This window comes from Streptomyces sp. AC627_RSS907, assembly GCF_019049165.1.
The window spans coordinates 1-20,522 of record NZ_JAGMUE010000120.1 but is presented as its reverse complement, the minus strand read 5'-3'; the positions used below and the strand labels follow the sequence as shown (position 1 = coordinate 20,522).

Annotated in this window: 22 protein-coding genes; 17 read left to right on the top strand and 5 right to left on the bottom strand. The window is 73.7% G+C overall.

The features are described from left to right. The first annotated feature begins 7 nt into the window (after nt 1-7). Nucleotides 8-679: a helix-turn-helix domain-containing protein gene (locus KUM32_RS25830; protein ID WP_217144356.1), complete on the top strand. Its 672-nt coding sequence runs from the start codon at nt 8-10 to the stop codon at nt 677-679. 249 nt (nt 680-928) lie between these two features. On the opposite strand, the gene KUM32_RS25825 is transcribed toward KUM32_RS25830, so the two are convergent. Beyond that, the gene (locus KUM32_RS25825; RefSeq protein ID WP_217144355.1) at nt 929-1,300 is read right to left on the bottom strand and encodes a holo-ACP synthase; all 372 of its coding nucleotides are present in this window, start codon (nt 1,298-1,300) and stop codon (nt 929-931) included. A 92-nt stretch (nt 1,301-1,392) separates the two neighbouring features. Between KUM32_RS25825 and alr the strand changes: the two genes are divergently transcribed. The 4 genes from alr (at nt 1,393) to KUM32_RS25805 (ending at nt 4,987) form a co-directional block, all read left to right on the top strand. Further along, nucleotides 1,393-2,559 (top strand): alanine racemase, encoded by a 1,167-nt coding sequence (gene alr, locus KUM32_RS25820; RefSeq protein WP_217144354.1) that lies wholly within the window; start codon nt 1,393-1,395, stop codon nt 2,557-2,559. 95 nt (nt 2,560-2,654) lie between these two features. Continuing rightward, nucleotides 2,655-3,887: an alpha/beta fold hydrolase gene (locus KUM32_RS25815; RefSeq protein ID WP_217144353.1), complete on the top strand. Its 1,233-nt coding sequence runs from the start codon at nt 2,655-2,657 to the stop codon at nt 3,885-3,887. A gap of 99 nt (nt 3,888-3,986) precedes the next feature. Next, nucleotides 3,987-4,526: a tRNA (adenosine(37)-N6)-threonylcarbamoyltransferase complex ATPase subunit type 1 TsaE gene (gene tsaE, locus KUM32_RS25810; protein ID WP_302185184.1), complete on the top strand. Its 540-nt coding sequence runs from the start codon at nt 3,987-3,989 to the stop codon at nt 4,524-4,526. 287 nt (nt 4,527-4,813) lie between these two features. Next, complete coding sequence (locus KUM32_RS25805) at nt 4,814-4,987, top strand: hypothetical protein (RefSeq protein WP_217144352.1); 174 nt, start codon at nt 4,814-4,816, stop codon at nt 4,985-4,987. Nucleotides 4,988-5,087: 100 nt separating this feature from the next. On the opposite strand, the gene KUM32_RS25800 is transcribed toward KUM32_RS25805, so the two are convergent. Then, nucleotides 5,088-5,642 (bottom strand): hypothetical protein, encoded by a 555-nt coding sequence (locus KUM32_RS25800; RefSeq protein WP_217144351.1) that lies wholly within the window; start codon nt 5,640-5,642, stop codon nt 5,088-5,090. 133 nt (nt 5,643-5,775) lie between these two features. Here KUM32_RS25800 and tsaB point away from each other — a divergent pair, with 133 nt between their 5' ends. The 4 genes from tsaB to KUM32_RS25780 are packed head-to-tail and all read left to right on the top strand — an operon-like array spanning nt 5,776 to nt 8,492. Next, nucleotides 5,776-6,429, top strand: a complete 654-nt coding sequence (gene tsaB / locus KUM32_RS25795; RefSeq protein WP_217144350.1) for a tRNA (adenosine(37)-N6)-threonylcarbamoyltransferase complex dimerization subunit type 1 TsaB — start codon at nt 5,776-5,778, stop codon at nt 6,427-6,429. A 50-nt stretch (nt 6,430-6,479) separates the two neighbouring features. After that, nucleotides 6,480-7,097: a GNAT family N-acetyltransferase gene (locus KUM32_RS25790; RefSeq protein WP_217144369.1), complete on the top strand. Its 618-nt coding sequence runs from the start codon at nt 6,480-6,482 to the stop codon at nt 7,095-7,097. Beyond that, nucleotides 7,090-8,208, top strand: coding sequence for a tRNA (adenosine(37)-N6)-threonylcarbamoyltransferase complex transferase subunit TsaD (gene tsaD, locus KUM32_RS25785; protein ID WP_217144349.1), 1,119 nt, complete (start codon nt 7,090-7,092; stop codon nt 8,206-8,208). The genes KUM32_RS25790 and tsaD overlap by 8 nt, the downstream gene beginning before the upstream one ends. Continuing rightward, nucleotides 8,205-8,492 carry a hypothetical protein gene (locus KUM32_RS25780; protein WP_217144348.1) on the top strand — a complete coding sequence of 96 codons (288 nt, stop codon included), beginning with the start codon at nt 8,205-8,207 and terminating at the stop codon, nt 8,490-8,492. Before tsaD ends, KUM32_RS25780 begins: the two co-directional genes overlap by 4 nt. Here KUM32_RS25780 and KUM32_RS25775 read toward each other — a convergent pair. Next, nucleotides 8,461-8,760, bottom strand: a complete 300-nt coding sequence (locus KUM32_RS25775) for a hypothetical protein (protein ID WP_217144347.1) — start codon at nt 8,758-8,760, stop codon at nt 8,461-8,463. The genes KUM32_RS25780 and KUM32_RS25775 overlap by 32 nt on opposite strands. A gap of 14 nt (nt 8,761-8,774) precedes the next feature. Continuing rightward, nucleotides 8,775-10,349, bottom strand: coding sequence for a hypothetical protein (locus KUM32_RS25770; RefSeq protein WP_217144346.1), 1,575 nt, complete (start codon nt 10,347-10,349; stop codon nt 8,775-8,777). A gap of 222 nt (nt 10,350-10,571) precedes the next feature. Here KUM32_RS25770 and KUM32_RS25765 point away from each other — a divergent pair, with 222 nt between their 5' ends. The 4 genes from KUM32_RS25765 to KUM32_RS25750 all read left to right on the top strand — a co-directional run bounded on the left by KUM32_RS25765 (nt 10,572) and on the right by KUM32_RS25750 (nt 14,658). Then, nucleotides 10,572-11,624, top strand: a complete 1,053-nt coding sequence (locus KUM32_RS25765; RefSeq protein ID WP_217144345.1) for a LacI family DNA-binding transcriptional regulator — start codon at nt 10,572-10,574, stop codon at nt 11,622-11,624. A gap of 216 nt (nt 11,625-11,840) precedes the next feature. Next, nucleotides 11,841-12,869: an LCP family protein gene (locus tag KUM32_RS25760; protein WP_217144368.1), complete on the top strand. Its 1,029-nt coding sequence runs from the start codon at nt 11,841-11,843 to the stop codon at nt 12,867-12,869. Between the two features lie 107 nt (nt 12,870-12,976). Next, nucleotides 12,977-13,330, top strand: coding sequence for a YciI family protein (locus tag KUM32_RS25755; protein ID WP_217144344.1), 354 nt, complete (start codon nt 12,977-12,979; stop codon nt 13,328-13,330). A gap of 44 nt (nt 13,331-13,374) precedes the next feature. Beyond that, nucleotides 13,375-14,658 carry an RNA polymerase sigma factor gene (locus KUM32_RS25750; protein WP_374227552.1) on the top strand — a complete coding sequence of 428 codons (1,284 nt, stop codon included), beginning with the start codon at nt 13,375-13,377 and terminating at the stop codon, nt 14,656-14,658. 191 nt (nt 14,659-14,849) lie between these two features. Here the strand turns inward: KUM32_RS25750 and KUM32_RS25745 are convergent, their stop codons facing one another. Continuing rightward, entirely contained in the window at nt 14,850-16,025 is a 1,176-nt protein-coding gene (locus KUM32_RS25745) for a class I SAM-dependent methyltransferase (protein WP_217144343.1), read from the bottom strand. A gap of 89 nt (nt 16,026-16,114) precedes the next feature. On the opposite strand from KUM32_RS25745, the gene KUM32_RS25740 reads away from it, so the two are divergent. From KUM32_RS25740 to groL, 4 genes are all read left to right on the top strand, one after another. After that, the gene (locus tag KUM32_RS25740; protein ID WP_217144342.1) at nt 16,115-17,056 is read left to right on the top strand and encodes a polysaccharide deacetylase family protein; all 942 of its coding nucleotides are present in this window, start codon (nt 16,115-16,117) and stop codon (nt 17,054-17,056) included. Next, on the top strand, nt 17,053-17,772 hold the full coding sequence (locus KUM32_RS25735; RefSeq protein WP_217144341.1) for a polysaccharide deacetylase family protein: 720 nt from the start codon (nt 17,053-17,055) through the stop codon (nt 17,770-17,772). The genes KUM32_RS25740 and KUM32_RS25735 overlap by 4 nt, the downstream gene beginning before the upstream one ends. Nucleotides 17,773-18,022: 250 nt before the next feature. Then, a complete protein-coding gene (gene groES, locus KUM32_RS25730; protein WP_014178834.1) occupies nt 18,023-18,331 on the top strand; it encodes a co-chaperone GroES in 309 nt (102 codons plus the stop codon). A 131-nt stretch (nt 18,332-18,462) separates the two neighbouring features. After that, nucleotides 18,463-20,088, top strand: coding sequence for a chaperonin GroEL (gene groL, locus KUM32_RS25725; RefSeq protein WP_217144340.1), 1,626 nt, complete (start codon nt 18,463-18,465; stop codon nt 20,086-20,088). Nucleotides 20,089-20,522 lie beyond the last annotated feature (434 nt).

Below are 20,522 nucleotides of genomic sequence, written 5' to 3'. Positions count from 1 at the left end.
TTGTCCCATGGGTGACGACGAGACGGGCGACGACGAGACGGCACAGGTGATGACGTCACTGGGGGCGCGTCTGCGCGCCATCCGGCAGGCCCGCGGCCTCACGCTGGCCCAGCTCGGCGGCGCCACCGGCATCTCCGTGAGCACGCTGTCCCGGCTGGAGTCGGGGCAGCGCGAGCCGGGCCTGCGGCACCTGCTGCCGCTGGCCCGGGCACACCGGCTGCCCCTGGACGAACTGGTCGGCTCCCGCACCGGTGACCCCCGCGTCCACCCGCGCCCCTTCACCCGGCACGGCCAGACCTGGATCCCGCTGACCCGCAACCCCAACGACGGGCTGCACGCGTACAAGCAGATCCTCCCCGCCCCCGCGACCCCGCGGACGCGGTGGACCCCGCGGCCCGACCAGGGGTCGCACGAGGGCCACGAGTGGATCTACGTACTCTCCGGCCGTCTGCTCCTCGCCCTGGGCGACCACGACCTCGTCCTGTCGGCGGGCCAGACGGCGGAGTTCGACACCCGCGTCCCGCACGGCATCGCGAACGCGGGGGACCGGCCCGTCGAGTGGATCGCCCTGTACGGCGCGCAGGGCGAGCGCATGCACATCCGGGTCCAGCCGACGGGAGGCACCGCCCAGGCCCGCCCGGCCGACGCGCCCACCGATCCGCCCGCCACCGCACCGTGAGGCGAGCCGTGTCCGTCGCGGCAGTACGGCCGTTGCCGTGGGTGGGGCGCTCGTGTCCGTCGCTGGTGGGGCCGTTGCCGTGGGTGGGCGCTCGTGTCCGTCGCTGGTGGGGCCGTTGCCGTGCGTGGGGGTCAGGGTCCGTCGCCGTACGGGTCGCCACCGCGCCGTGAGGCGAGCCGCGTCCGTCGCCGTACCGGCCGCCACCGCGCCGTGGGGCGAGCCGTGTCCCTCGCCGCACGGACCCGGGCCCTACCCCTCGGCGATCACCACCGCCGACGCCACCCCCGCGTCATGGCTCAGCGACACGTGCCACGACGCCACGCCCAGCTCCGCCGCGCGCGCCGCCACCGTCCCCGTCACCCGCAGCCGCGGGCGCCCGCTGTCCTCGACGTACACCTCGGCGTCCGTCCACAGCAGGCCCGCCGGCGCACCCAGCGCCTTGGCCAGCGCCTCCTTCGCCGCGAAGCGGGCCGCGAGCGAGGCGACGCCCCGGCGTTCACCGCTCGGCAGCAGCAACTCGCTCTCCAGGAAGAGCCGCTGGGCCATGGCCGGTGTGCGCTCCAGCGACGCCCCGAACCGCTCGATCTCGGCCACGTCGATCCCGACCCCGATGATGCTCATGCCGGGCACCCTAACCACTGCCGGCCGCAGGCGAGCGGGTGGCAGTCCGGGCACACGGCGCCGGGCGGGGGCTCTGAGAGACTGTGGGCACGATGAGTGAGACAGCTGCTCGGCGGACCGCGCCCCTGCGGGCCCGTGCCGAGATCGATCTGGCCGCCCTGCGGGCCAACGTCCGCGCACTGCGCGAACGGGCTCCCGGGTCGGCTCTCATGGCCGTGGTCAAGGCCGACGCCTACGGCCACGGCGCGATCCCCTGCGCCCGCGCCGCCGTCGAGGCGGGCGCGACCTGGCTGGGCACCGCCACGCCGCAGGAGGCCCTCGCCCTGCGCGCCGAGGCGGGGCTCCCGGACGACGTGCGGATCATGTGCTGGCTGTGGACGCCGGGCGGGCCCTGGCGCGAGGCCGTCGAGGCCGGCCTCGACGTGTCCGTCAGCGGCATGTGGGCCCTGGCGGAGGTCACCGAGGCGGCACGGCGGGCCGGGCGGCCGGCGCGCGTGCAGCTCAAGGCCGACACGGGCCTCGGCCGGGGCGGTTGCCAGCCCGGCGAGGACTGGGCCGAGCTCGTGCGGGAGGCCCTGCGGGCCGAGGCCGAGGGGACCCTCCGCGTCACCGGGCTCTGGTCGCACTTCGCCCGCGCCGACGAGCCCGGCGACCCCTCGATCGCCGCCCAGCTCACCCGCTTCCGGGAGATGACGGCCCACGCCGAGCGGCAGGGCGTGCACCCCGAGGTGCGGCACATCGCCAACTCGCCGGCCACGCTCACCCTCCCCGAGGCCCACTTCGACCTCGTACGCACCGGCATCGCGACCTACGGCGTCTCGCCCAGCCCCGAGGTGGGCACCCCCGCCGACTTCGGGCTGCGTCCCGTGATGACGCTGTCCGCCTCGCTGGCCCTGGTCAAGCAGGTCCCCGGCGGCCACGGCGTCAGCTACGGGCACCACTACACCACCCCCGGCGAGACCACCCTCGGCCTCGTCCCCCTCGGCTACGCGGACGGCATCCCGCGCCACGCCTCCTCCGCCGGCCCCGTCCTCGTCGACGGCAAGTGGCGCACGGTCGCGGGGCGGATCGCGATGGACCAGTTCGTCGTCGATCTGGGCGGGGACCGGCCGGAGCCGGGCGCCGAGGCGGTGCTGTTCGGGCCCGGCGACCGCGGCGAGCCCACCGCCGAGGACTGGGCGCAGGCCGCGGGCACCATCGCGTACGAGGTCGTCACCCGGATCGGGCCCCGCGTCCCGCGCGTCTACCTGAACGAGTGACGCGCCCGTCCACGGCGTGACGCGCGCGGCACGCGTCGAGGTGAATCAGCGACCAGTGGGTATCCGCACAACGGCCCGGTGAAGAGGAGCGGTACGTGAGCGAGAGCAACGCGGAGGCCGTCGCGGCGGCCGTCGCCTCCGCCACGGACGCGGCCGCCGGCGGCTGGCGCCGGGCGACCGGCATCGCCGGCGTCGCGATAGGCGTGGTCGCGGCGGGCGCGGCGGCCGGCGTGGCGATAGAGCGGCTCACCGTCGGCCGGGGGATACGCCAGAAGGCACGGCTCGCCCTCGACTCGGCGGGACCGTACGGCGGACTGCGCGGCACCCCGGGCAGGGCGTACGCCGACGACGGCACCGAGCTGTACTACGAGGTCGACGACGTCGATCCGGAGGCGGAGACCGCGCTCACCCGGCGCCGCCGGCGGCTGTTCGGCCGCAGGGCGCCCGCCCCCGTGACGGTCGTCTTCAGCCACGGCTACTGCCTCAACCAGGACTCCTGGCACTTCCAGCGGGCGGCCCTGAGGGGCGTCGTGCGCACCGTGCACTGGGACCAGCGCAGCCACGGCCGGTCCGGGCGGGGCGTGTCCCAGGTGCGGGACGACCGGCCGGTCACCATCGACGAGCTGGGCCGCGATCTGAAGGCGGTCATCGACGCGGCCGTGCCCGAGGGCCCGATCGTGCTGGTCGGGCACTCCATGGGCGGCATGACGGTGATGGCCCTGGCGGACGCCTTCCCCGACCTGGTCCGCGAGCGCGTCGTCGGTGTGGCCCTGGTCGGCACGTCGTCCGGGCGGCTCGGCGAGGTCAACTTCGGACTGCCCGTGGCCGGTGTCAACGCGGTCCGGCGGGTGCTCCCGGCGGTGCTGAAGGCGCTGGGACAGCGGGCCGAGCTGGTGGAGAAGGGGCGGCGGGCGACGGCGGACCTGTTCGCCGGGATCATCAAGCGGTACTCGTTCGCGACCCGCGACGTCGACCCGGCCGTGGCCCGGTTCGCCGAGCGGATGATCGAGTCCACGCCGATCGACGTGGTCGCCGAGTACTACCCGGCCTTCAACGACCACGACAAGACCGAGGCGCTCGCCCACCTCGCCGACCTGCCGGTCCTGGTGCTGGCCGGCGTACAGGACATGGTCACGCCGAGCGAGCACAGCGAGGCGATCGCCGACCTCCTGCCGGGCGCGGAGCTGGTGCTGGTGCCGGACGCCGGGCACCTGGTCATGCTGGAGCACCCGGAAGTCGTCACCGACCGCCTCGCCGACCTGCTCGCCCGCGCCGGTGCGTTGCCGGCAGCGGCTACCGTGGACGGCTGTGACTCCGCCTCTTCCTGACTCCTCCCGAGCGGAAGCGGCTTCCAGCCTTCCGGCTGCGGTCCAGCCCGACCGGCCCCTTGCGGGGTGTGACAAGCGTACTACTGCGAGTGAGTGACGATGGAAGAATCCGCCAAGGCGCCCATCCCGACGGAGACCGGCCCGGCCGGGCCCGGTCCCGTCGTCGAGGTCACCGTCACCTCCCCGGAGCAGATGCGGGAACTGGGCCGCAGGCTCGCCGAAGAGCTGCGCGCCGGTGACCTGCTGATGCTCAGCGGGGAGCTGGGTGCGGGCAAGACGACGCTGACCCGGGGGCTCGGCGAGGGGATGGGCGTGCGCGGCGCCGTCACCTCCCCGACCTTCGTGATCGCCCGCGTGCACCCCTCGCTCGGCGACGGTCCGCCGCTCGTCCACGTCGACGCCTACCGGCTGTCCGGCGGCCTGGACGAGATGGAGGACCTCGACCTCGACGTCTCCCTGTCCGACTCGGTGATCGTCGTCGAGTGGGGTGAGGGCAAGGTCGAGGAGCTGACCGAGGACCGGTTGCAGGTGCGGATCCACCGGGCCGTCGGCGACACCACCGACGAGGTGCGGCACGTGACGCTGACGGGCGTCGGCGAGCGCTGGGCCAGGGCCGACCTCGGCGTGCTCGCGGTCTGAGCCGGCCCCGACGGAGCCGTCGGGGCCGCGTGAGCCCTCCGGGGCGTCCGGGCCGTCCGGGGTATGCGGGGTATGCGGGGCATGCGGGGCGTGCGGGCTGTCCGGGGCATGCGGGGCGTGCGGGCCATCCGGGGCATGCGGGGCGTCCGGCCGTCCCTCGGTCCGGGCGCGTTCCGACAGGGTGTCGGCAAGATATTGCGTTCGGGGTCCCGCACGTGGTCACATGGTATCCAGCTCGTGGTTAGGTTTGCCTAACTACCCCCGCCCCCGACCTTCAGGAGGCGTCCATGCCGGAGACCGAGCGCCAGCCGCAGACCCATCCGCGGCCGCCCGCCCCCGCCGGGGTGTCCATGCACGCCCTGCTCGCGTCCTGCGCCGCCGCGAGGGCGGTCTCCACACCCCCGCGCGCACCCGAGCCGGAGGCGTGCCACCCCGCCCGGCGCCACCGCGAGGCCGCCTGAGCCGTCCGGCGGCAGGGAGAGGCAGGGGACGCCGAAGCGTGGCGGACGCGCCGTCGGCGCCCGTACAGCGCGCCCCGCAGGCCGGGGCACGGGCGGCGGCTCAGGGGACGACGACGACCTGCTGGCCGATCGTCGCGAACCGCCACATCGCCTCGCCGTCCGCGCGCGTCTCCCGGATGCCGCCGGTGCGCTCCCGCGGGTCGGGCTTCGCCGTCGAGCCGTCCACCGCCGCGCTGAACCCGATCACCACGCCGCCGACGTCGGCGAAGCGCACCACGTGCTCGACCGGCACCCCGTCGGATCCGGTGACCCGGCTCGAACGCGACGTGACCGCGTAGGTGCCCGGCAGCGGATCGACCGTACTGGGCGTGACCCTGAACGTGCGCCGGACCTCGTTGTCGGCCCCGACCAGCCAGACCCGGTCGTCGTCCACCGAGTAGACCACCCGCTCCCCCTGGCCCGACCGTGCGGGCAGGGCCTCGGGACGCCGTCGGTCGCGGGGGGCCTTGGAGACGCCGGGGGCGGGCCCGTTGCCCACGTGGGCCCTGCCGAGGCCGTCGGGGACGGTGGCCGCCGCCTGGTAGGCGAGGACACCGATCGTCGCGAGCGCCGCCGCGGTGAGGCCGGCGACGAAACCGGCGCTGCTGCTTGCCACTGGGACCACCTCGACGTCGTACGTCCTGCGCTTGCGTCGTCCCCGCCCCTTTTGCCCTCCGGCGACGGTAGCAGCAGGTGACCGCCCGACCCGGTCGTCCGACACGGGCCTCGCGGCGCCGTAGGCTGTTTGCGTGCTCTTGCTCGCTCTGGATACCGCCACGCCCGCCGTCACCGTCGCGCTGCACGACGGTACGGACGTCATCGCTTCGTCGAGCCAGGTGGACGCACGCCGGCACGGTGAGCTGCTGCTGCCCGCCGTCGACCGGGTGCTCGCCGAGGCCGGTCGCACGCTCGACGCCGTCACCGGCATCGTCGCCGGCACCGGCCCCGGCCCGTACACGGGGCTGCGGGTCGGCCTGATGACGGCGGAGGCGTTCGGGCTCGCGCTCGGCGTGCCCGTGCACGGTGTGTGCACGCTGGACGGCCTGGCGTACGCCGCAGACCTGGAGGGACCCTTCGTGGTGGCGACCGACGCCCGCCGCAAGGAGGTCTACTGGGCGCGGTACGCCGACTCCCGCACCCGCCTCACCGACCCGGCGGTGGACCGTCCCGCCGACATCGCCGACCGGGTGGCGGGCCTGCCTGCCGTCGGCGCGGGCGCGCTGCTGTACCCGGACACCTTCCCCCGGGCCCACGAGCCCGAGCACGTGTCCGCGTCCGCCCTTGCGTGCCTGGCCGCCGGGAGACTCGCGGCGGGCGAGGAGCTGCTCGCCCCCCGGCCGCTGTACCTGCGCCGGCCCGACGCCCAGGTCCCCAAGAACTACAAGGTGGTCACCCCGAAGTGACCGAGGCGACCGATCCCGTGACCCCGCCCGTGCGCGCCGAGCTGCGCGAGATGCGCTGGTGGGACATCGACCCCGTGCTCCGGATGGAGCGGGAGCTGTTCCCGGAGGACGCCTGGTCGCGGGGGATGTTCTGGTCCGAGCTGGCCCACGCGCGCGGCCCCGGGGCGACCCGGAGATACGTCGTCGCCGAGGTCCCCGCCGCGGACGGGGGGACCACAGAGGAATCCGAGAACCCCGAGAGCCCCGATAACGCCGAGAACCCCGAGAACGCCGGGGAAAGGGGCGACGGGGGCGGCGGCGCGGCGGGCGGGCGCAACGGCGCCCGGATCGTCGGCTACGCGGGTCTCGTCGCCTCCGGCGACCAGGCCGACGTCCAGACCATCGCCGTCGCCCGCGATCACTGGGGCACCGGACTCGGCGGGCGGCTGCTGGCCGAGCTGCTGCGGGCGGCGACCGCCTTCGAGTGCGCCGAAGTGATGCTGGAGTGCCGGGTGGACAACACCCGGGCCCAGCGGCTGTACGAGCGCTTCGGCTTCGAGCCCATCGGTTTCCGGCGCGGCTACTACCAGCCGGGCAACGTGGATGCCCTGGTGATGCGACTGACCACAGCGCCCGGCGGCCCCGCCGCGGACGCCGACCCCGTACAAGGAACCGACAACCATGGCTGACTCCCGCGACGAACCTCTCGTACTGGGGATCGAGACCTCCTGCGACGAGACCGGCGTCGGTGTCGTCCGCGGCACCACCCTGCTGGCCGACGCCGTCGCGTCCAGCGTCGACGAGCACGCCCGCTTCGGCGGGGTCGTGCCGGAGGTGGCGAGCCGGGCCCACCTGGAGGCGATGGTCCCCACCATCGACCGCGCCCTGAAGGAGGCGGGGGTGAGCGCGCGCGACCTCGACGGCATCGCGGTCACCGCCGGTCCCGGCCTCGCCGGCGCCCTGCTGGTCGGGGTCTCGGCGGCGAAGGCGTACGCCTACGCCCTCGGCAAGCCCCTCTACGGCGTCAACCACCTCGCCTCGCACATCTGCGTCGACCAGCTGGAGCACGGCCCGCTGCCGGAGCCGACGATGGCCCTGCTGGTCTCCGGCGGCCACTCCTCCCTCCTTCTGTCGACGGACATCACCTCCGACGTCCGCCCGATGGGCGCCACCATCGACGACGCGGCCGGCGAGGCCTTCGACAAGATCGCCCGCGTGCTGAACCTGGGCTTCCCCGGCGGCCCCGTCATCGACCGGTACGCGCGCGAGGGCGACCCCGGCGCGATCGCGTTCCCGCGCGGGCTCACCGGGCCGCGCGACCCGGCGTACGACTTCTCCTTCTCCGGGCTGAAGACGGCCGTGGCCCGCTGGATCGAGGCCAGGCGGGCGGCGGGGGAGGAGGTGCCGGTGCGGGACGTGGCGGCGTCCTTCCAGGAGGCGGTCGTCGACGTACTGACCCGCAAGGCGGTGCGCGCCTGCAAGGACCAGGGCGTCGACCACCTGATGATCGGCGGCGGTGTGGCGGCCAACTCCCGGCTGCGGGCGCTGGCCCAGGAGCGGTGCGAGGCGGCCGGCATCCGGCTGCGGGTGCCGCGGCCCAAGCTGTGCACGGACAACGGGGCGATGGTGGCCGCGCTCGGCGCCGAGATGGTCGCGCGGGGGCGGGCCGCCTCCGACTGGGACCTCTCGGCCGACTCCTCCCTGCCGGTGACGGACCCGCACGTGCCGGGGACCGGCCGGCCGCACACGCACGACCACGACCACGTCCACGAGGTCAGCAAGGAGAACCTGTACTCGTGACCGTCGCGCTGATGTGGGAGGCGCGGGCCGTGCCCGGCCGGGGCGAGGAGCTGCTGGCCTGGGCACGGGCGCAACCGCTCGACGGCGCCCCGCTGCGCCGGGAGACCCTCCGCGCCCCGCAGGACCGCGTCCTCGTCATCACCTGGTGGGACGCCGCCTACGACGCCGACCTGCCGGAGCTGCCCGAACCGGACGCGGGCCTGGTCGTCCGGGCGGTGCACCGGTGGCGGTTCGAGTCGGTGGAGGGGGCGCTCACAGACCCAGGTGCGCCGTCAGGGACGTGATCAGGGCCAGGGCCCCGCTGCCGGCTCCCGCGCCCTCCCGGATCGTGGCGAGCCATTCCTGCATGCGGCCGCGGTCCACGGGACGGTTCTCGGCCGCCGCGAGCGTGATCTCGGCACGGACCAGCTCGGCCTCTTCCGCCTGATCGGGCTGTTCCGCCCGCACCCGCTCCACCAGCTCGTCCAGGTTCCCGACGAACAGGTTCTGGTTGTTGTCGCCGATGTTGGTCTGAGCGCTGTGGACCGGCCCGTTGAAGTGGTACGTGCCCATGGGTGCCGCCTTCCTCACTTCGCGGTGCTGCCGGAAGCCCCCGACGGGGCCGGGCTGGTGCCGGTGCCGGAGCCGGTGCCGGAGCCGAGGGCAGGGCCGGGGCCCGCGCCGGGTCCACGGGCCGGGCCGAGGCCCGGGCGATGGCCCGTGACGATGTTGACCCCGCGGTTGCCGAAGTTGTTCTGGCCGCTGATCGGGCCGCTGAAGTTGTACGTCTGGTTGTTGATGGTCTTGTGGGCGTGGCGCAGGTCCGACGTGTCGATGTGGTGCGCCGTCAGGAACTGCTCGGTGGCGTGCAGGAGGGCCTGCTGGATCCGCTGGATGGCGTCCCTGGCGTCCATGCGCTGGGTGTAGTCCCACTCCCGTTGGAGGGTCGCCGCCGCGGCCCTCAGGGTGCCGTAGGCGCCGTAGTCGAAGTGGCTGCGGGGGCGGGAGATCCGGTAGCGGCGCCACAGCAGCCCCATGGCGTCGGCCAGCCGGCGCAGGGGGCGGCGCAGCACCCGGCGGACGGAACCGAAGAGGTCGTTCCGCAGTTGCCCGCGGGTGACGTCCAGGACCTTCAGGAGGTGCGGACCCAGGTCGAGGGGCCGGGTGCCCTTCGCGCTCAGTTCGGCCGGCACGGGCGGCAGGTAGTAGGCGGAGACCTCCCAGGACAGGCGGGAGCGGACCAGCCGGGCGCGGACGTGCACGGTGACGACGTACGAGCCGCGGGCGCCGACGAGTTCGAGGGTCAGGTAGGTGCGCATCACGTCGCCGGTCTCGGTCACGCCCTCCTCGACCAGCTCCGGGGCGATGCGGGTGACCGGCCGTCTCAGCCGGTCCGGCAGCAACTCCGCCTCCAGGTCCCTGACGTGGTGCCCCCGCACGTACAGGCGGTTGTGGGCGCGCAGCCCGTCTATGCCCGCGATGTCGGCCACGTGCTCGGCCACGTGGGCGTGCAGTTCCTGGGCGGTGAACTCCTTGGCCGTGAGCTTCTCGCCGGCGTCGTCCTCGGCGGGGCGGGCGACGTCGATGCCGGCCCAGACCTTCTCCAGCACGGAGACGCCGCTGCCGAGGAAGGGCTGGTCGCCCTCCGGTCCTTCGGCCGAGTACACGATGACGTTGGCGTCGTCGAGGGCGTCCAGTTCCTGTTCGAGTACGGCACCGACCGCGGGGGCGCTGTCGCGCGGCGGGGTCGTGCCCCACTGGACGGCCTGCGCGAGCCGCCACATGACCCAGGTCCACGTGAACACGACGAGGGTGCCCGCGGCGAGCGCGCCGAGCACGAGGAGCAGGCTCCTGCCCAGGCGGGCGCCGTCCTTCGTCAGGAAGGCCATGAAGCCGTCGACGAGTCCGGCGACGAACGGGGCCAGGCAGACCAGGAGCATCAGGTCGCGCACCAGGAAGAGCCGCCCCGCACGGCGGGCGTGCCGGGCCACGGCGACGAGGTCGATCCCCTGCGGCTGGCCGTGCGCCCGGAACCGCTCCGTCACGAACAGCCTGTGCACGTCCACGGCGAAGGGCATGTACCGGTACAGATGGCCCACCAGCTGCCGGGTGACGGTGTCCGCGGTGTACCGCGGTAACGCGTACTTCCCCCGTTGCTCCATCAGTCCCCCTCCTGGTGAGCAGACCCAAGATAGGGGTGGCTTGCCCTTCCTGTCGCCGGGTCGAACGCGTTGGAGTACGGAAGTTCGGTCCGTCTCCCCGGCCTCGGTCCCGCGTTGCCGCCCGGAAGTGCGAAAGATTGCGGACGTGAAAACGAAAGCTGCGGAAGAAAGCGACCTGCCCGAGGCTTCGCCAGGAGGGCCCGCAGGGTTACGATCGCCGCCATGACATCCCCCCAGCCCGCAGAAACACGGACGCAAAGGCGATCCGCGCAGACCGCGACCCTCGCCGAGATCGCGCGTGAGGCCGGTGTGTCGGCGCCGACTGTTTCGAAGGTCCTCAACGGCCGCGCCGACGTCGCTCCCGCCACCCGGGCCCGTGTGGAGGAGCTGCTGCGCGCCCACGGCTACCGGCGCAGGCGTGCCGAGGCGACCCGCTCGCCCCTGATCGACCTGGTCTTCCACGAGCTGGAGAGCGCCTGGGCGATGGAGGTCATCCGGGGGGTGGAGAACGTGGCGCGGGACACGGGGCTCAGCGTGGTGCTCTCCGAGAGCGCGGGGCGCCTCACGCCCGGCCGTACCTGGGCCGACCAGGTCGCCGCCCGTCGGCCGCACGGCGTGATCCTCGTGCTGTCCGACCTCGACGAGTCCCAGCGGGCCCTGCTCACCAGCCGTTCCATCCCGTTCGTGGTGATGGACCCGGCCGGTGACCCGGGCGCCGACGTGCCGTCCATCGGCGCCACCAACTGGCAGGGCGGACTCGCCGCCACCCGGCACCTGATCGACCTCGGCCACACCCGCATCGGCGCGATCAGCGGCCCCACCCGGATGATGTGCAGCCGCGCCCGCGTGGACGGCTACCGGGCCGCCCTGGAGACGGCCGGCCTGCCGGTCGACCCGGACCTGATCACGACCGGCGACTTCCACCACGAGGCCGGCTACCGGCAGGGCCTGGAACTGCTGCGCCGCCCCGACCGGCCGACCGCGGTCTTCGCCGGCAACGACCTGCAGGCGCTCGGGCTCTACGAGGCCGCGCGTGAGCTGGGGCTGCGCATCCCGCAGGACCTGAGCGTGGTCGGGTTCGACGACCTGCCGGTGGCCCGCTGGGTGGGGCCGCCGCTGACGACCGTACGGCAGCCGCTGACGGAGATGGCCGAGGCGGCGGCTCGGCTGGTCCTGGACCTCGGGCGCGACGACGGCTCCACGGTGGCGACCCGGGTGGAGCTGGCCACCAGCCTGGAGGTGCGCAGCAGTACGGGGGCGCCCGCGGTGGTGTGACCGACCGGTCGCCGACCCCGGCGAAACGTTCGGGCGCGGCGCGACGGTGCCGGTGACGCGGCCGGAAGCGGCGCCGGGAAGCAGCCGGGAAGTCTGAGAATTTCCGCAGAATGCCGGTCCGGGCGGGTCCGCTCGCCGTATTTCGGACGTACGTTCCTCCCGATGGGGCATGCGGGTGGGGACGCGAACGGGACCGGCAGGGGCGGGGGCGGACGCATGGCGGGGCGGGTCGGACCGGGCGGGCGCCCGAAGGGGGTCAAGGCGGCCGGCCTGGCCCTGGTCGGCGCCCTGTTGCTCGGAGCCGGTGCGGCGGGCTGGGCCTACTGGCACCTGAACGGGAACATCAGAAGCGTCGACATCGACGGCGCGCTCGGCGACGACCGTCCCGCGAGGCCGGTCGCCGTCCCCTCCGCCTCGCCCTCCGCGTCCCCGGTGCCCACCGGCGCCCTGAACATCCTGGTCCTCGGCTCGGACTCGCGCGGCGGCGAGGAGAACCAGGAGCTCGGCGGCGGCGACAGCGAGGGCGCCCGCTCGGACACGGCGATGGTCGTCCACCTCGACGCCGGCCGGACCACCGCCACCGTCGTCAGCATCCCGCGCGACACGCTCGTCGACCGGCCGTCCTGCCCGCTGCCGTCCGGCGGTTCGACCCTGGCGGCGAGCGGCGCGATGTTCAACACCGCCTACGCCCTGGGCGGTCCGGTCTGTGCGGTCAAGACGGTCGAGACGCTCACCGGTGTCCGCATGGACCACTACGTCGAGATCGACTTCTCCGGCTTCGCCGAACTGGTCGACGCGCTCGGCGGGGTCACCGTCACCACCGACGTGGACATCGACGACGACAGGAGCCACCTCCGCCTGGACGCCGGCACCCACCACCTCGACGGCACCGAGGCCCTCGGTCTGGCCCGCACCCGGTACGGGCTGGCGGGCGGCAGCGACCTGGCCCGCATAGAGCTCCAGCAGAAGCTGGTCAAGGCGTTGCTGGAGCAGGTCTCCACCACCGACCTGCTCACCGACCCCGTGCGGCTCTACCAGGTCGCCGACGCGGCCAGCGGCAGCCTCACCACCGACACCGGTCTTGACTCGCTGGGCCAGCTGACGAGCCTCGGCCGCAGCCTCGGGGGCCTGTCGGCGGACGACGTGCGCACGGTGACGATGCCGGTGGTTTCCGCCCCCTGGGACGTCAACCGGGTGGTGGCCCAGCAGCCGCAGGCCGCTGACCTGTGGGAATCACTGCGGTGAAAAAACTCGGGGAAATCTCGCGGCGCCTGTCGATCCACGGCATTCCCGTTCGACGCAGGGGGTGAGAGGCCGGGAGGACACCCGGCCACCGACCCCGAGGAGCCACCATGCCCCGCTACCTGTCGCTGATCCGGATCGAGGAGAACGACGCCCTCGACGGCCCCAGCCCCGAGCTGATGCAGCGCATGGAGAAGCTGATGGAGGAGATGACGAAGGCCGGTGTCCTGCTCGACACCGCCGGGCTCGCCCCGACCGCCGAGGGCACCCGCGTCCACTACGAGGGCGGGCAGCTGTCCGTCACCGACGGGCCCTTCACCGAGTCCAAGGAGGTCATCGGCGGCTACGCGCTCCTGCAGGCCAAGGACAAGGCCGAGGCGATCGAGTGGACCAAGCGCTTCCTGAAGGTGCACGAGGAGCACTGGACGGTGACCTGCGAGGTGCGGGAGGTCATGGAGGGCTGAACCGCGTTTTGCCCGGGGGGTCCGAGGGTGTTGCATGGTGGGTTGTGGAACCACAGCCCACCACCACCCCGCACGGCCCCGTCGACCCCGTCGCCACCGAGGCCATCGAGACCGTCTTCCGTCTGGAGTCGCCCCGCGTCATCGCCGGCGTCGCCCGTCTCGTCCGGGACGTCGGCATCGCCGAGGAACTCGCGCAGGACGCCCTCGTGGCGGCCCTGGAGCAGTGGCCCCGGGACGGTGTTCCCGACAACCCGGGCGCCTGGCTGATGACCACCGCCCGGCGCCGGGCCGTCGACCTGATCCGGCGCCGGGAGAACTACGCCCGCAAGCTGGCGGAGATCGGCCGGGACCTGCCCACCGCGGCACCGCCCGCGGAGGCCGCCGACCCGGACGACATCGACGACGACCTGCTGCGGCTGGTGTTCACCGCCTGCCACCCGGTGCTGTCCGCCGAGGCCCGCATCGCCCTGACCCTGCGTCTGCTCGGCGGCCTGACCACGACCGAGATCGCCCGCGCCTTCCTCGTCCCCGAACCGACGGTCGCCCAGCGCATCGTGCGCGCCAAACGCACGCTGGCCAGGAAGAACGTGGCCTTCGAGGTGCCGTACGGCCCGGACCGGGCGGCCCGCCTCGGCTCGGTCCTGGAAGTGATCTACCTGATCTTCAACGAGGGCTACGCGGCCACGGCCGGCGACGACTGGCTCCGCCCGGGCCTGTGCGAGGACGCCCTGCGCCTGGCCCGCGTGCTCGCCGCCCTGATGCCCAAGGAGCCCGAGGTGCACGGCCTGGCGGCGCTGCTGGAGTTCCAGGCGTCCCGCACCGCCGCGCGCACCGGCCCCGACGGCGCGCCGGTCCTCCTGAAGGACCAGAACCGCCGCCGCTGGAACCGGATGCTCATCGCCCGCGGCATCACCGCCCTCGACCGGGCCACCGCCTCCGGCACCGGCTCCCCGGGCCCCTACGCGCTCCAGGCCGCGATCGCCGCCAGCCACGCCCTCGCGCACAGCTACGAGGAGACCGACTGGCAGCGCATCGCCACCCTCTACGCCCTGCTCGCGGCCCGCGCCCCGTCCCCGGTCGTCGAACTCAACCGCGCGGTCGCCGTGTCGATGGCCGAGGGCCCGGCCCCGGCACTCGCCCTCGTCGACGCCCTCGCCGCCGAACCCGCCCTGCGCGACTACCACCTGCTCCCCAGCGTCCGCGGCGACCTGCTGCTGCGCCTGGGCCGTACGGCGGAGGCGCGCACGGAGTTCGAACGGGCGGCGTCGCTGGTCCACAACGCGCGCGAGCGCGACCTGCTGACCCGCCGGGCGAAGGAGTGCGACTGAGACACCCGGAGCCGGGACGCCCCCCGGGGCGCCCGCGGGCCGGGCGCGCGTGCGGCTGAGGGGCGGGGCCGTCCCGGGGGCCGGCTCGGGACACGGGGGCGCCTGCCGGGGGCGCCGCCCCCGGCCCGACCGCGTCGCGCGGGCCCGCGACGGACGTGCGGCGACCGGCACCGCCCCACCGGGCGGTCCGCCTAGCGCACCGGGTGCCCGATCAGCATCGTCGGTGCCCCCGCGACCCTGGTCAGGAAGACCGTCGCCGTGTTCGGCCCCTGGGGCTTGACCTTGCGGCGCAGTTCCTCCGGCTCGACCGCCGAGCCCCGCTTCTTCACGGTCAGCGTGCCGACGCCGCGTTCCCGCAGCAGCGCCTTCAGCTTCTTGACGTTGAACGGCATCCGGTCGGTGATCTCGTACGCCGTGGCGTACGGCGTCGGCAGCAGCTCGTCCGCCGTGACGTACGCGATGGTCGCGTCGAGCAGCCCGCCGCCGACCTGTCCGGCGACCTCGGCGACCAGGTGGGCGCGGATGACGGCGCCGTCCGGCTCGTAGAGGTACCGGCCGGGCGTGCGGACCTCGGGGTCGGGCAGGCCGGTGCCGAGCAGTGTGCGAGGGCCCGGCAGCAACGTGGCCCGCACCGCCCCCGGCGTGCAGCCGAACCACAGCACCGCCTCCTTCACGTCCCCGCCGTCGGAGATCCACTCGGCCTCCGCGTCGTCGGGCACCGCCTCGTGCGGAATGCCGGGGGCGACCTTCAACGCGGCGGCGCGGGACGCCGTACGGGCCGCCGCCACGGCCCAGGACAGCGGCGGCGAGTAGGCCTCCGGATCGAAGATCCGGCCCCGTCCGCCACGCCGCGCCGGGTCGACGAACACGGCGTCGTACCCGCTCGTGTCCACCTCCGTGACGTCCGCCTCGCGCACCTCGATCAGCTCACCCAGCCCCAGCGCGTCGGCGTTGGCCCGGGCCGCCGCGGCGGTCACCGGGTCCCGGTCCACGGCCAGTACCCGGATCCCGGCGCGCGCCAGCGCGATCGCGTCGCCGCCGATCCCGCAGCACAGGTCGGCGACGGACGTCACGCCCAGGGCCGCCAGCCGCCCGGCCCGGTACGCGGCCACGCTCGCCCGCGTCGACTGCTCGACCCCGTTGGCCGTGAAGAACATCCGCCCGGCGTCCCGCGCCCCGAACTTCGCCGCCGCCCGCTGCCGCAGACGCGCCTGCCCGAGTGCCGCCGACACCAGTTCGGCGGGACGGGTGCGGCGCAGCCGGGTGGCGACGGCCAGCTCCTGCGCGGGGTCGGTTTCGCGCACTTCGTCGAGGAGGGCGCGGCCTTCGGGGGTGAGCAGGGCGAGGAGGGCGTCGAGGTCGTTCACGCCGTCATTGTGGGCCAGTCGGTGGATGGTGCGCCTCCGGCGGGTGTCGGACGGTCTCCGGCAGCCGGGGGCTGCGAGGATCCGGCACCATGCGAGTAGTCGTACAAAATGACAAAAGTCGGCCTTTTCAGGTGTTCCGGGCGCGCTCTCCCCACGCCCGCGCGCGGGGCCTCGTCGCCGTCCTCGCGGCCGCCGCCCTCGCCTCCGCCTGCGCGCCGGGCGCCTCCGAGGTGCGGGGCTCCCACGGTCAGCAGCCCCTCCAGGCCCCGCCGGCCCGCGCGCTCGACTCCTACGCCTCCGAGCTGCGCGCCGCGCACGCCGCCCGGGTCGCCGCCGCCCGGCGCTGGGGGCTGGAGGAGGTCCCGCTGCCGGCGCCGCCGGCCCCCGCCACGAAGCCGGAGATCACCGCGCGCGAGGGCTTCGAGGTGGACGGCCAGGAGGACCTCCCGCCGGTCTTCACCACCGTCCCCACCCAGGAGAAGGTCGTCTTCCTCACCATCGACGACGGCGCCGAGAAGGACCCGGCGTTCCTGCGCATGACGAGCGAGCTGAGGATCCCGTACACGGTCTTCCTCACCGACGAGGAGATCAAGGACGACTACGGCTACTTCAGGGCGATGCAGGCGCGCGGGATCACCCTCAACAACCACACACTGAGCCACCCCTACCTCCCCGGCCTCTCCTACAAGGAGCAGAAACGCGAGATCTGCGGCATGCAGGACGTGATCGAGGAGCAGTACGGCAAGCGCCCCACCCTCTTCCGCCCGCCCTTCGGCAACTACAACCGGGACACCCTGCGCGCCGCGAAGGCCTGCGGCATCGAGTACGCGCCGATCTGGAGCGAGGAGGTCTTCGTCGACCACTGGGAGTACCGCGAGTGGGACCAGGAGCTGCACCCGGGGGACATCGTCCTCACCCACTTCCGGGGCCGTGGTGACTGGGGCGGCACGATGACCGACATGGTCCGGCGGTTCCTGGACAAGGTCACCGCCGAGGGGTACGCGGTGGCCCGGCTGGAGGACTACCTGTGAGGCGGGGGCGGTCCCGGCCGGCCGGTGCCGCCCTGGCCGCCGTACTGCTCGCCGGCTGCGCCCAGCTCGCCGGCCCCGCCGAAGGCCCCACGGCCGGGGAGCCCGCCCAGGGCAGCGGCCAGGGGCAGGACCTGCCGCCCGTCGTGGACCACGTCCGCACCACCGACCGGGTCGTCTTCCTCACCTACGACGACGGCGCCGAGCGCGACTCCCGCTTCACCGACCTCGTCCGCGCACGACGGCTCCCGGTCACCTTCTTCCTCACCGACACCGTCGCCGGGCCGGCGTACGGCCACTTCGCCCGGCTGCGCTCGGTCGGCGCGAGCCTGCAGAACCACACCCTCGACCACCGCTCCCTGCGCGGTCTGCCCTACGCCGGTCAGCGCGCCGAGATCTGCGGCCAGCGGGCGAAGCTCACGTCCCGCTTCGGCGTCCGCCCCCACCTCTTCCGCCCGCCCTACGGCACGTACGACACCACGACGCTGCGCGCCGCCGCCGACTGCGGCAGCACGGCGCTCGTCCTGTGGCGGGCGACCCTCGACGCCCACGGCGAGCTCACCTACACCCGTGGCGAGCACCGCCTGCACCCCGGCGACATCGTGGCCGTCGACCCGGACCACCCGACGGGCATCGCCCTGAGCACGCGCACCGCACGTTTGCTGGAGGAGATCGAGGAGCAGGGACTGGGGGTGGGACGCCTGGAGGACTACCTCTGACCTGCTGACGCCGGGCGGCCAGCCCCCGGCGGGACCCGCCCCGTTCGCGGAGAAAGTCCGCCGACGCGCCGCCGGCATTGGCACTCCGCTTGACCGAGTGCTAATCGCGGTCATAGTCTCGGCTCTGGCACTCCCCACTGGAGAGTGCCAACAACGCGACGGGCAGGTCCGGCACCCGCGACGACGGATCGACCTGGTCGCCACCTCAGACAGTTAACCCCGTGAGATCTCCGAAGGGGGAGGTCGGATCGTGACGACCGCCAGCTCCAAGGTTGCCATCAAGCCGCTCGAGGACCGCATCGTGGTCCAGCCGCTCGACGCCGAGCAGACCACGGCTTCGGGCCTGGTCATTCCGGACACCGCCAAGGAGAAGCCCCAGGAGGGCGTCGTCCTGGCCGTGGGCCCGGGCCGCTTCGAGGACGGCAACCGTCTTCCGCTCGACGTCTCCGTCGGTGACGTCGTGCTCTACAGCAAGTACGGCGGCACCGAGGTGAAGTACAACGGCGAGGAGTACCTCGTCCTCTCGGCCCGCGACGTGCTCGCGATCATCGAGAAGTAAGTCGGGCAGTAGTCGACTCACCTCGACGCACACAGCTCAGCAACTGCGCCCCTGGCCCCCGCGACCTAACAAGCCGGGCGCGAGGGGCGCAGTCAGTTTTCCCCTAGATTTCCGAGAGGGCTCACGCTCCCATGGCGAAGATCCTGAAGTTCGACGAGGACGCCCGTCGCGCCCTCGAGCGCGGCGTCAACAAGCTCGCCGACACGGTGAAGGTGACGATCGGCCCCAAGGGCCGCAACGTCGTCATCGACAAGAAGTTCGGCGCCCCGACCATCACCAACGACGGTGTCACGATCGCCCGTGAGGTCGAGATCGAGGACCCGTACGAGAACCTCGGCGCCCAGCTGGTGAAGGAGGTGGCGACCAAGACCAACGACATCGCGGGTGACGGCACCACCACCGCCACCGTCCTGGCCCAGGCGCTGGTCCGCGAGGGCCTGAAGAACGTCGCCGCCGGTGCCTCCCCGGCGCTGCTGAAGAAGGGCATCGACGCGGCCGTCGCCGCCGTGTCCGAGGACCTCCTCGCCACCGCGCGCCCGATCGACGAGAAGTCCGACATCGCCGCCGTGGCCGCGCTGTCCGCCCAGGACCAGCAGGTCGGCGAGCTGATCGCCGAGGCGATGGACAAGGTCGGCAAGGACGGTGTCATCACCGTCGAGGAGTCCAACACCTTCGGTCTGGAGCTGGACTTCACCGAGGGCATGGCCTTCGACAAGGGCTACCTGTCGCCGTACTTCGTGACGGACCAGGAGCGCATGGAGGCCGTCCTGGAGGACCCGTACATCCTCATCAACCAGGGCAAGATCTCCTCCATCGCGGACCTGCTGCCGCTGCTGGAGAAGGTCATCCAGACCAACTCCTCCAAGCCGCTGCTGATCATCGCCGAGGACGTCGAGGGCGAGGCCCTCTCCACCCTCGTCGTGAACAAGATCCGCGGCACCTTCAACGCCGTCGCGGTGAAGGCCCCGGGCTTCGGCGACCGCCGCAAGGCGATGCTGCAGGACATGGCCGTCCTCACCGGCGCCACCGTCATCTCCGAGGAGGTCGGCCTCAAGCTCGACCAGGTCGGCCTGGACGTGCTCGGCACCGCCCGCCGCATCACCGTCACCAAGGACGACACCACGATCGTCGACGGTGCCGGCAAGCGTGACGAGGTCGAGGGCCGCATCGCGCAGATCAAGGCCGAGATCGAGAACACGGACTCCGACTGGGACCGCGAGAAGCTCCAGGAGCGCCTCGCGAAGCTGGCCGGCGGCGTGTGCGTGATCAAGGTCGGTGCCGCCACCGAGGTGGAGCTGAAGGAGCGCAAGCACCGTCTGGAGGACGCCATCTCCGCGACCCGCGCCGCGGTCGAGGAGGGCATCGTCTCCGGTGGTGGCTCCGCCCTGGTCCACGCCGTCAAGGTCCTGGAGGGCAACCTCGGCAAGACCGGCGACGAGGCCACCGGTGTCGCGGTCGTCCGCAAGGCCGCCGTCGAGCCGCTGCGCTGGATCGCCGAGAACGCCGGCCTCGAGGGCTACGTCATCGTCTCCAAGGTGGCGGAGCTGGAGAAGGGCAACGGCTACAACGCCGCCACCGGCGAGTACGGCGACCTGGTCAAGGCCGGCGTCATCGACCCGGTGAAGGTCACCCGTTCCGCCCTGGAGAACGCCGCCTCCATCGCCTCCCTCCTCCTCACGACCGAGACCCTGGTCGTCGAGAAGAAGGAAGAGGAGGAGCCGGCCGCCGCGGGCCACGGCCACGGCCACGCCCACTGAGCGACACGCTCGTAGAAGGCCCGGCACCCGGGGCGGTTTCTAGGGGTGCCGGGCCTTCGGCGTGTCCGCCCGGGAGCGGGCCGCCGCCCCGGTCCGCCCAGGAGGGCGGCGGGTTCGGACGTGTGCGAGGCGAGCCGCGCCGCTCGACCGAGGGGTTCCAGGCGGCCGGGCGGGCCGATCCGGTGGGCCCTCCGGAGCCCGCGGGCCCGGGACCGCGGCGGCCCCGGCGGTGAAGCCGGCGCGGAACGCCCCGGGCCGGCCGGAGACCGCCGCGATCGTCCGCATCACCGCGCTCGGCACGGGGCGGGCCTGCGTCAGTCGTGGTCCGGGGCGGGCTCGGCATTGGGCGGGCCTGCGTCAGTCGTGGTCCGGGGCGGGCTCGGCATTGGGCGGGCCTGCGTCAGTCGTGGTCCGGGGCGGGCTCGGCATTGGGC

What these genes read in the sequence shown, in the direction of transcription:
- KUM32_RS25830 (WP_217144356.1), top strand. Translation starts at nt 8, where the DNA reads ATGGGTGACGACGAGACGGGCGACGACGAGACGGCACAGGTGATGACG.
- KUM32_RS25825 (WP_217144355.1), bottom strand. Translation starts at nt 1,300, where the DNA reads ATGAGCATCATCGGGGTCGGGATCGACGTGGCCGAGATCGAGCGGTTC.
- alr (WP_217144354.1), top strand. Translation starts at nt 1,393, where the DNA reads ATGAGTGAGACAGCTGCTCGGCGGACCGCGCCCCTGCGGGCCCGTGCC.
- tsaE (WP_302185184.1), top strand. Translation starts at nt 3,987, where the DNA reads ATGGAAGAATCCGCCAAGGCGCCCATCCCGACGGAGACCGGCCCGGCC.
- KUM32_RS25805 (WP_217144352.1), top strand. Translation starts at nt 4,814, where the DNA reads ATGCCGGAGACCGAGCGCCAGCCGCAGACCCATCCGCGGCCGCCCGCC.
- KUM32_RS25790 (WP_217144369.1), top strand. Translation starts at nt 6,480, where the DNA reads ATGCGCTGGTGGGACATCGACCCCGTGCTCCGGATGGAGCGGGAGCTG.
- tsaD (WP_217144349.1), top strand. Translation starts at nt 7,090, where the DNA reads ATGGCTGACTCCCGCGACGAACCTCTCGTACTGGGGATCGAGACCTCC.
- KUM32_RS25775 (WP_217144347.1), bottom strand. Translation starts at nt 8,760, where the DNA reads ATGGGCACGTACCACTTCAACGGGCCGGTCCACAGCGCTCAGACCAAC.
- KUM32_RS25770 (WP_217144346.1), bottom strand. Translation starts at nt 10,349, where the DNA reads ATGGAGCAACGGGGGAAGTACGCGTTACCGCGGTACACCGCGGACACC.
- KUM32_RS25765 (WP_217144345.1), top strand. Translation starts at nt 10,572, where the DNA reads ATGACATCCCCCCAGCCCGCAGAAACACGGACGCAAAGGCGATCCGCG.
- KUM32_RS25760 (WP_217144368.1), top strand. Translation starts at nt 11,841, where the DNA reads ATGGCGGGGCGGGTCGGACCGGGCGGGCGCCCGAAGGGGGTCAAGGCG.
- KUM32_RS25755 (WP_217144344.1), top strand. Translation starts at nt 12,977, where the DNA reads ATGCCCCGCTACCTGTCGCTGATCCGGATCGAGGAGAACGACGCCCTC.
- KUM32_RS25740 (WP_217144342.1), top strand. Translation starts at nt 16,115, where the DNA reads ATGCGAGTAGTCGTACAAAATGACAAAAGTCGGCCTTTTCAGGTGTTC.
- groL (WP_217144340.1), top strand. Translation starts at nt 18,463, where the DNA reads ATGGCGAAGATCCTGAAGTTCGACGAGGACGCCCGTCGCGCCCTCGAG.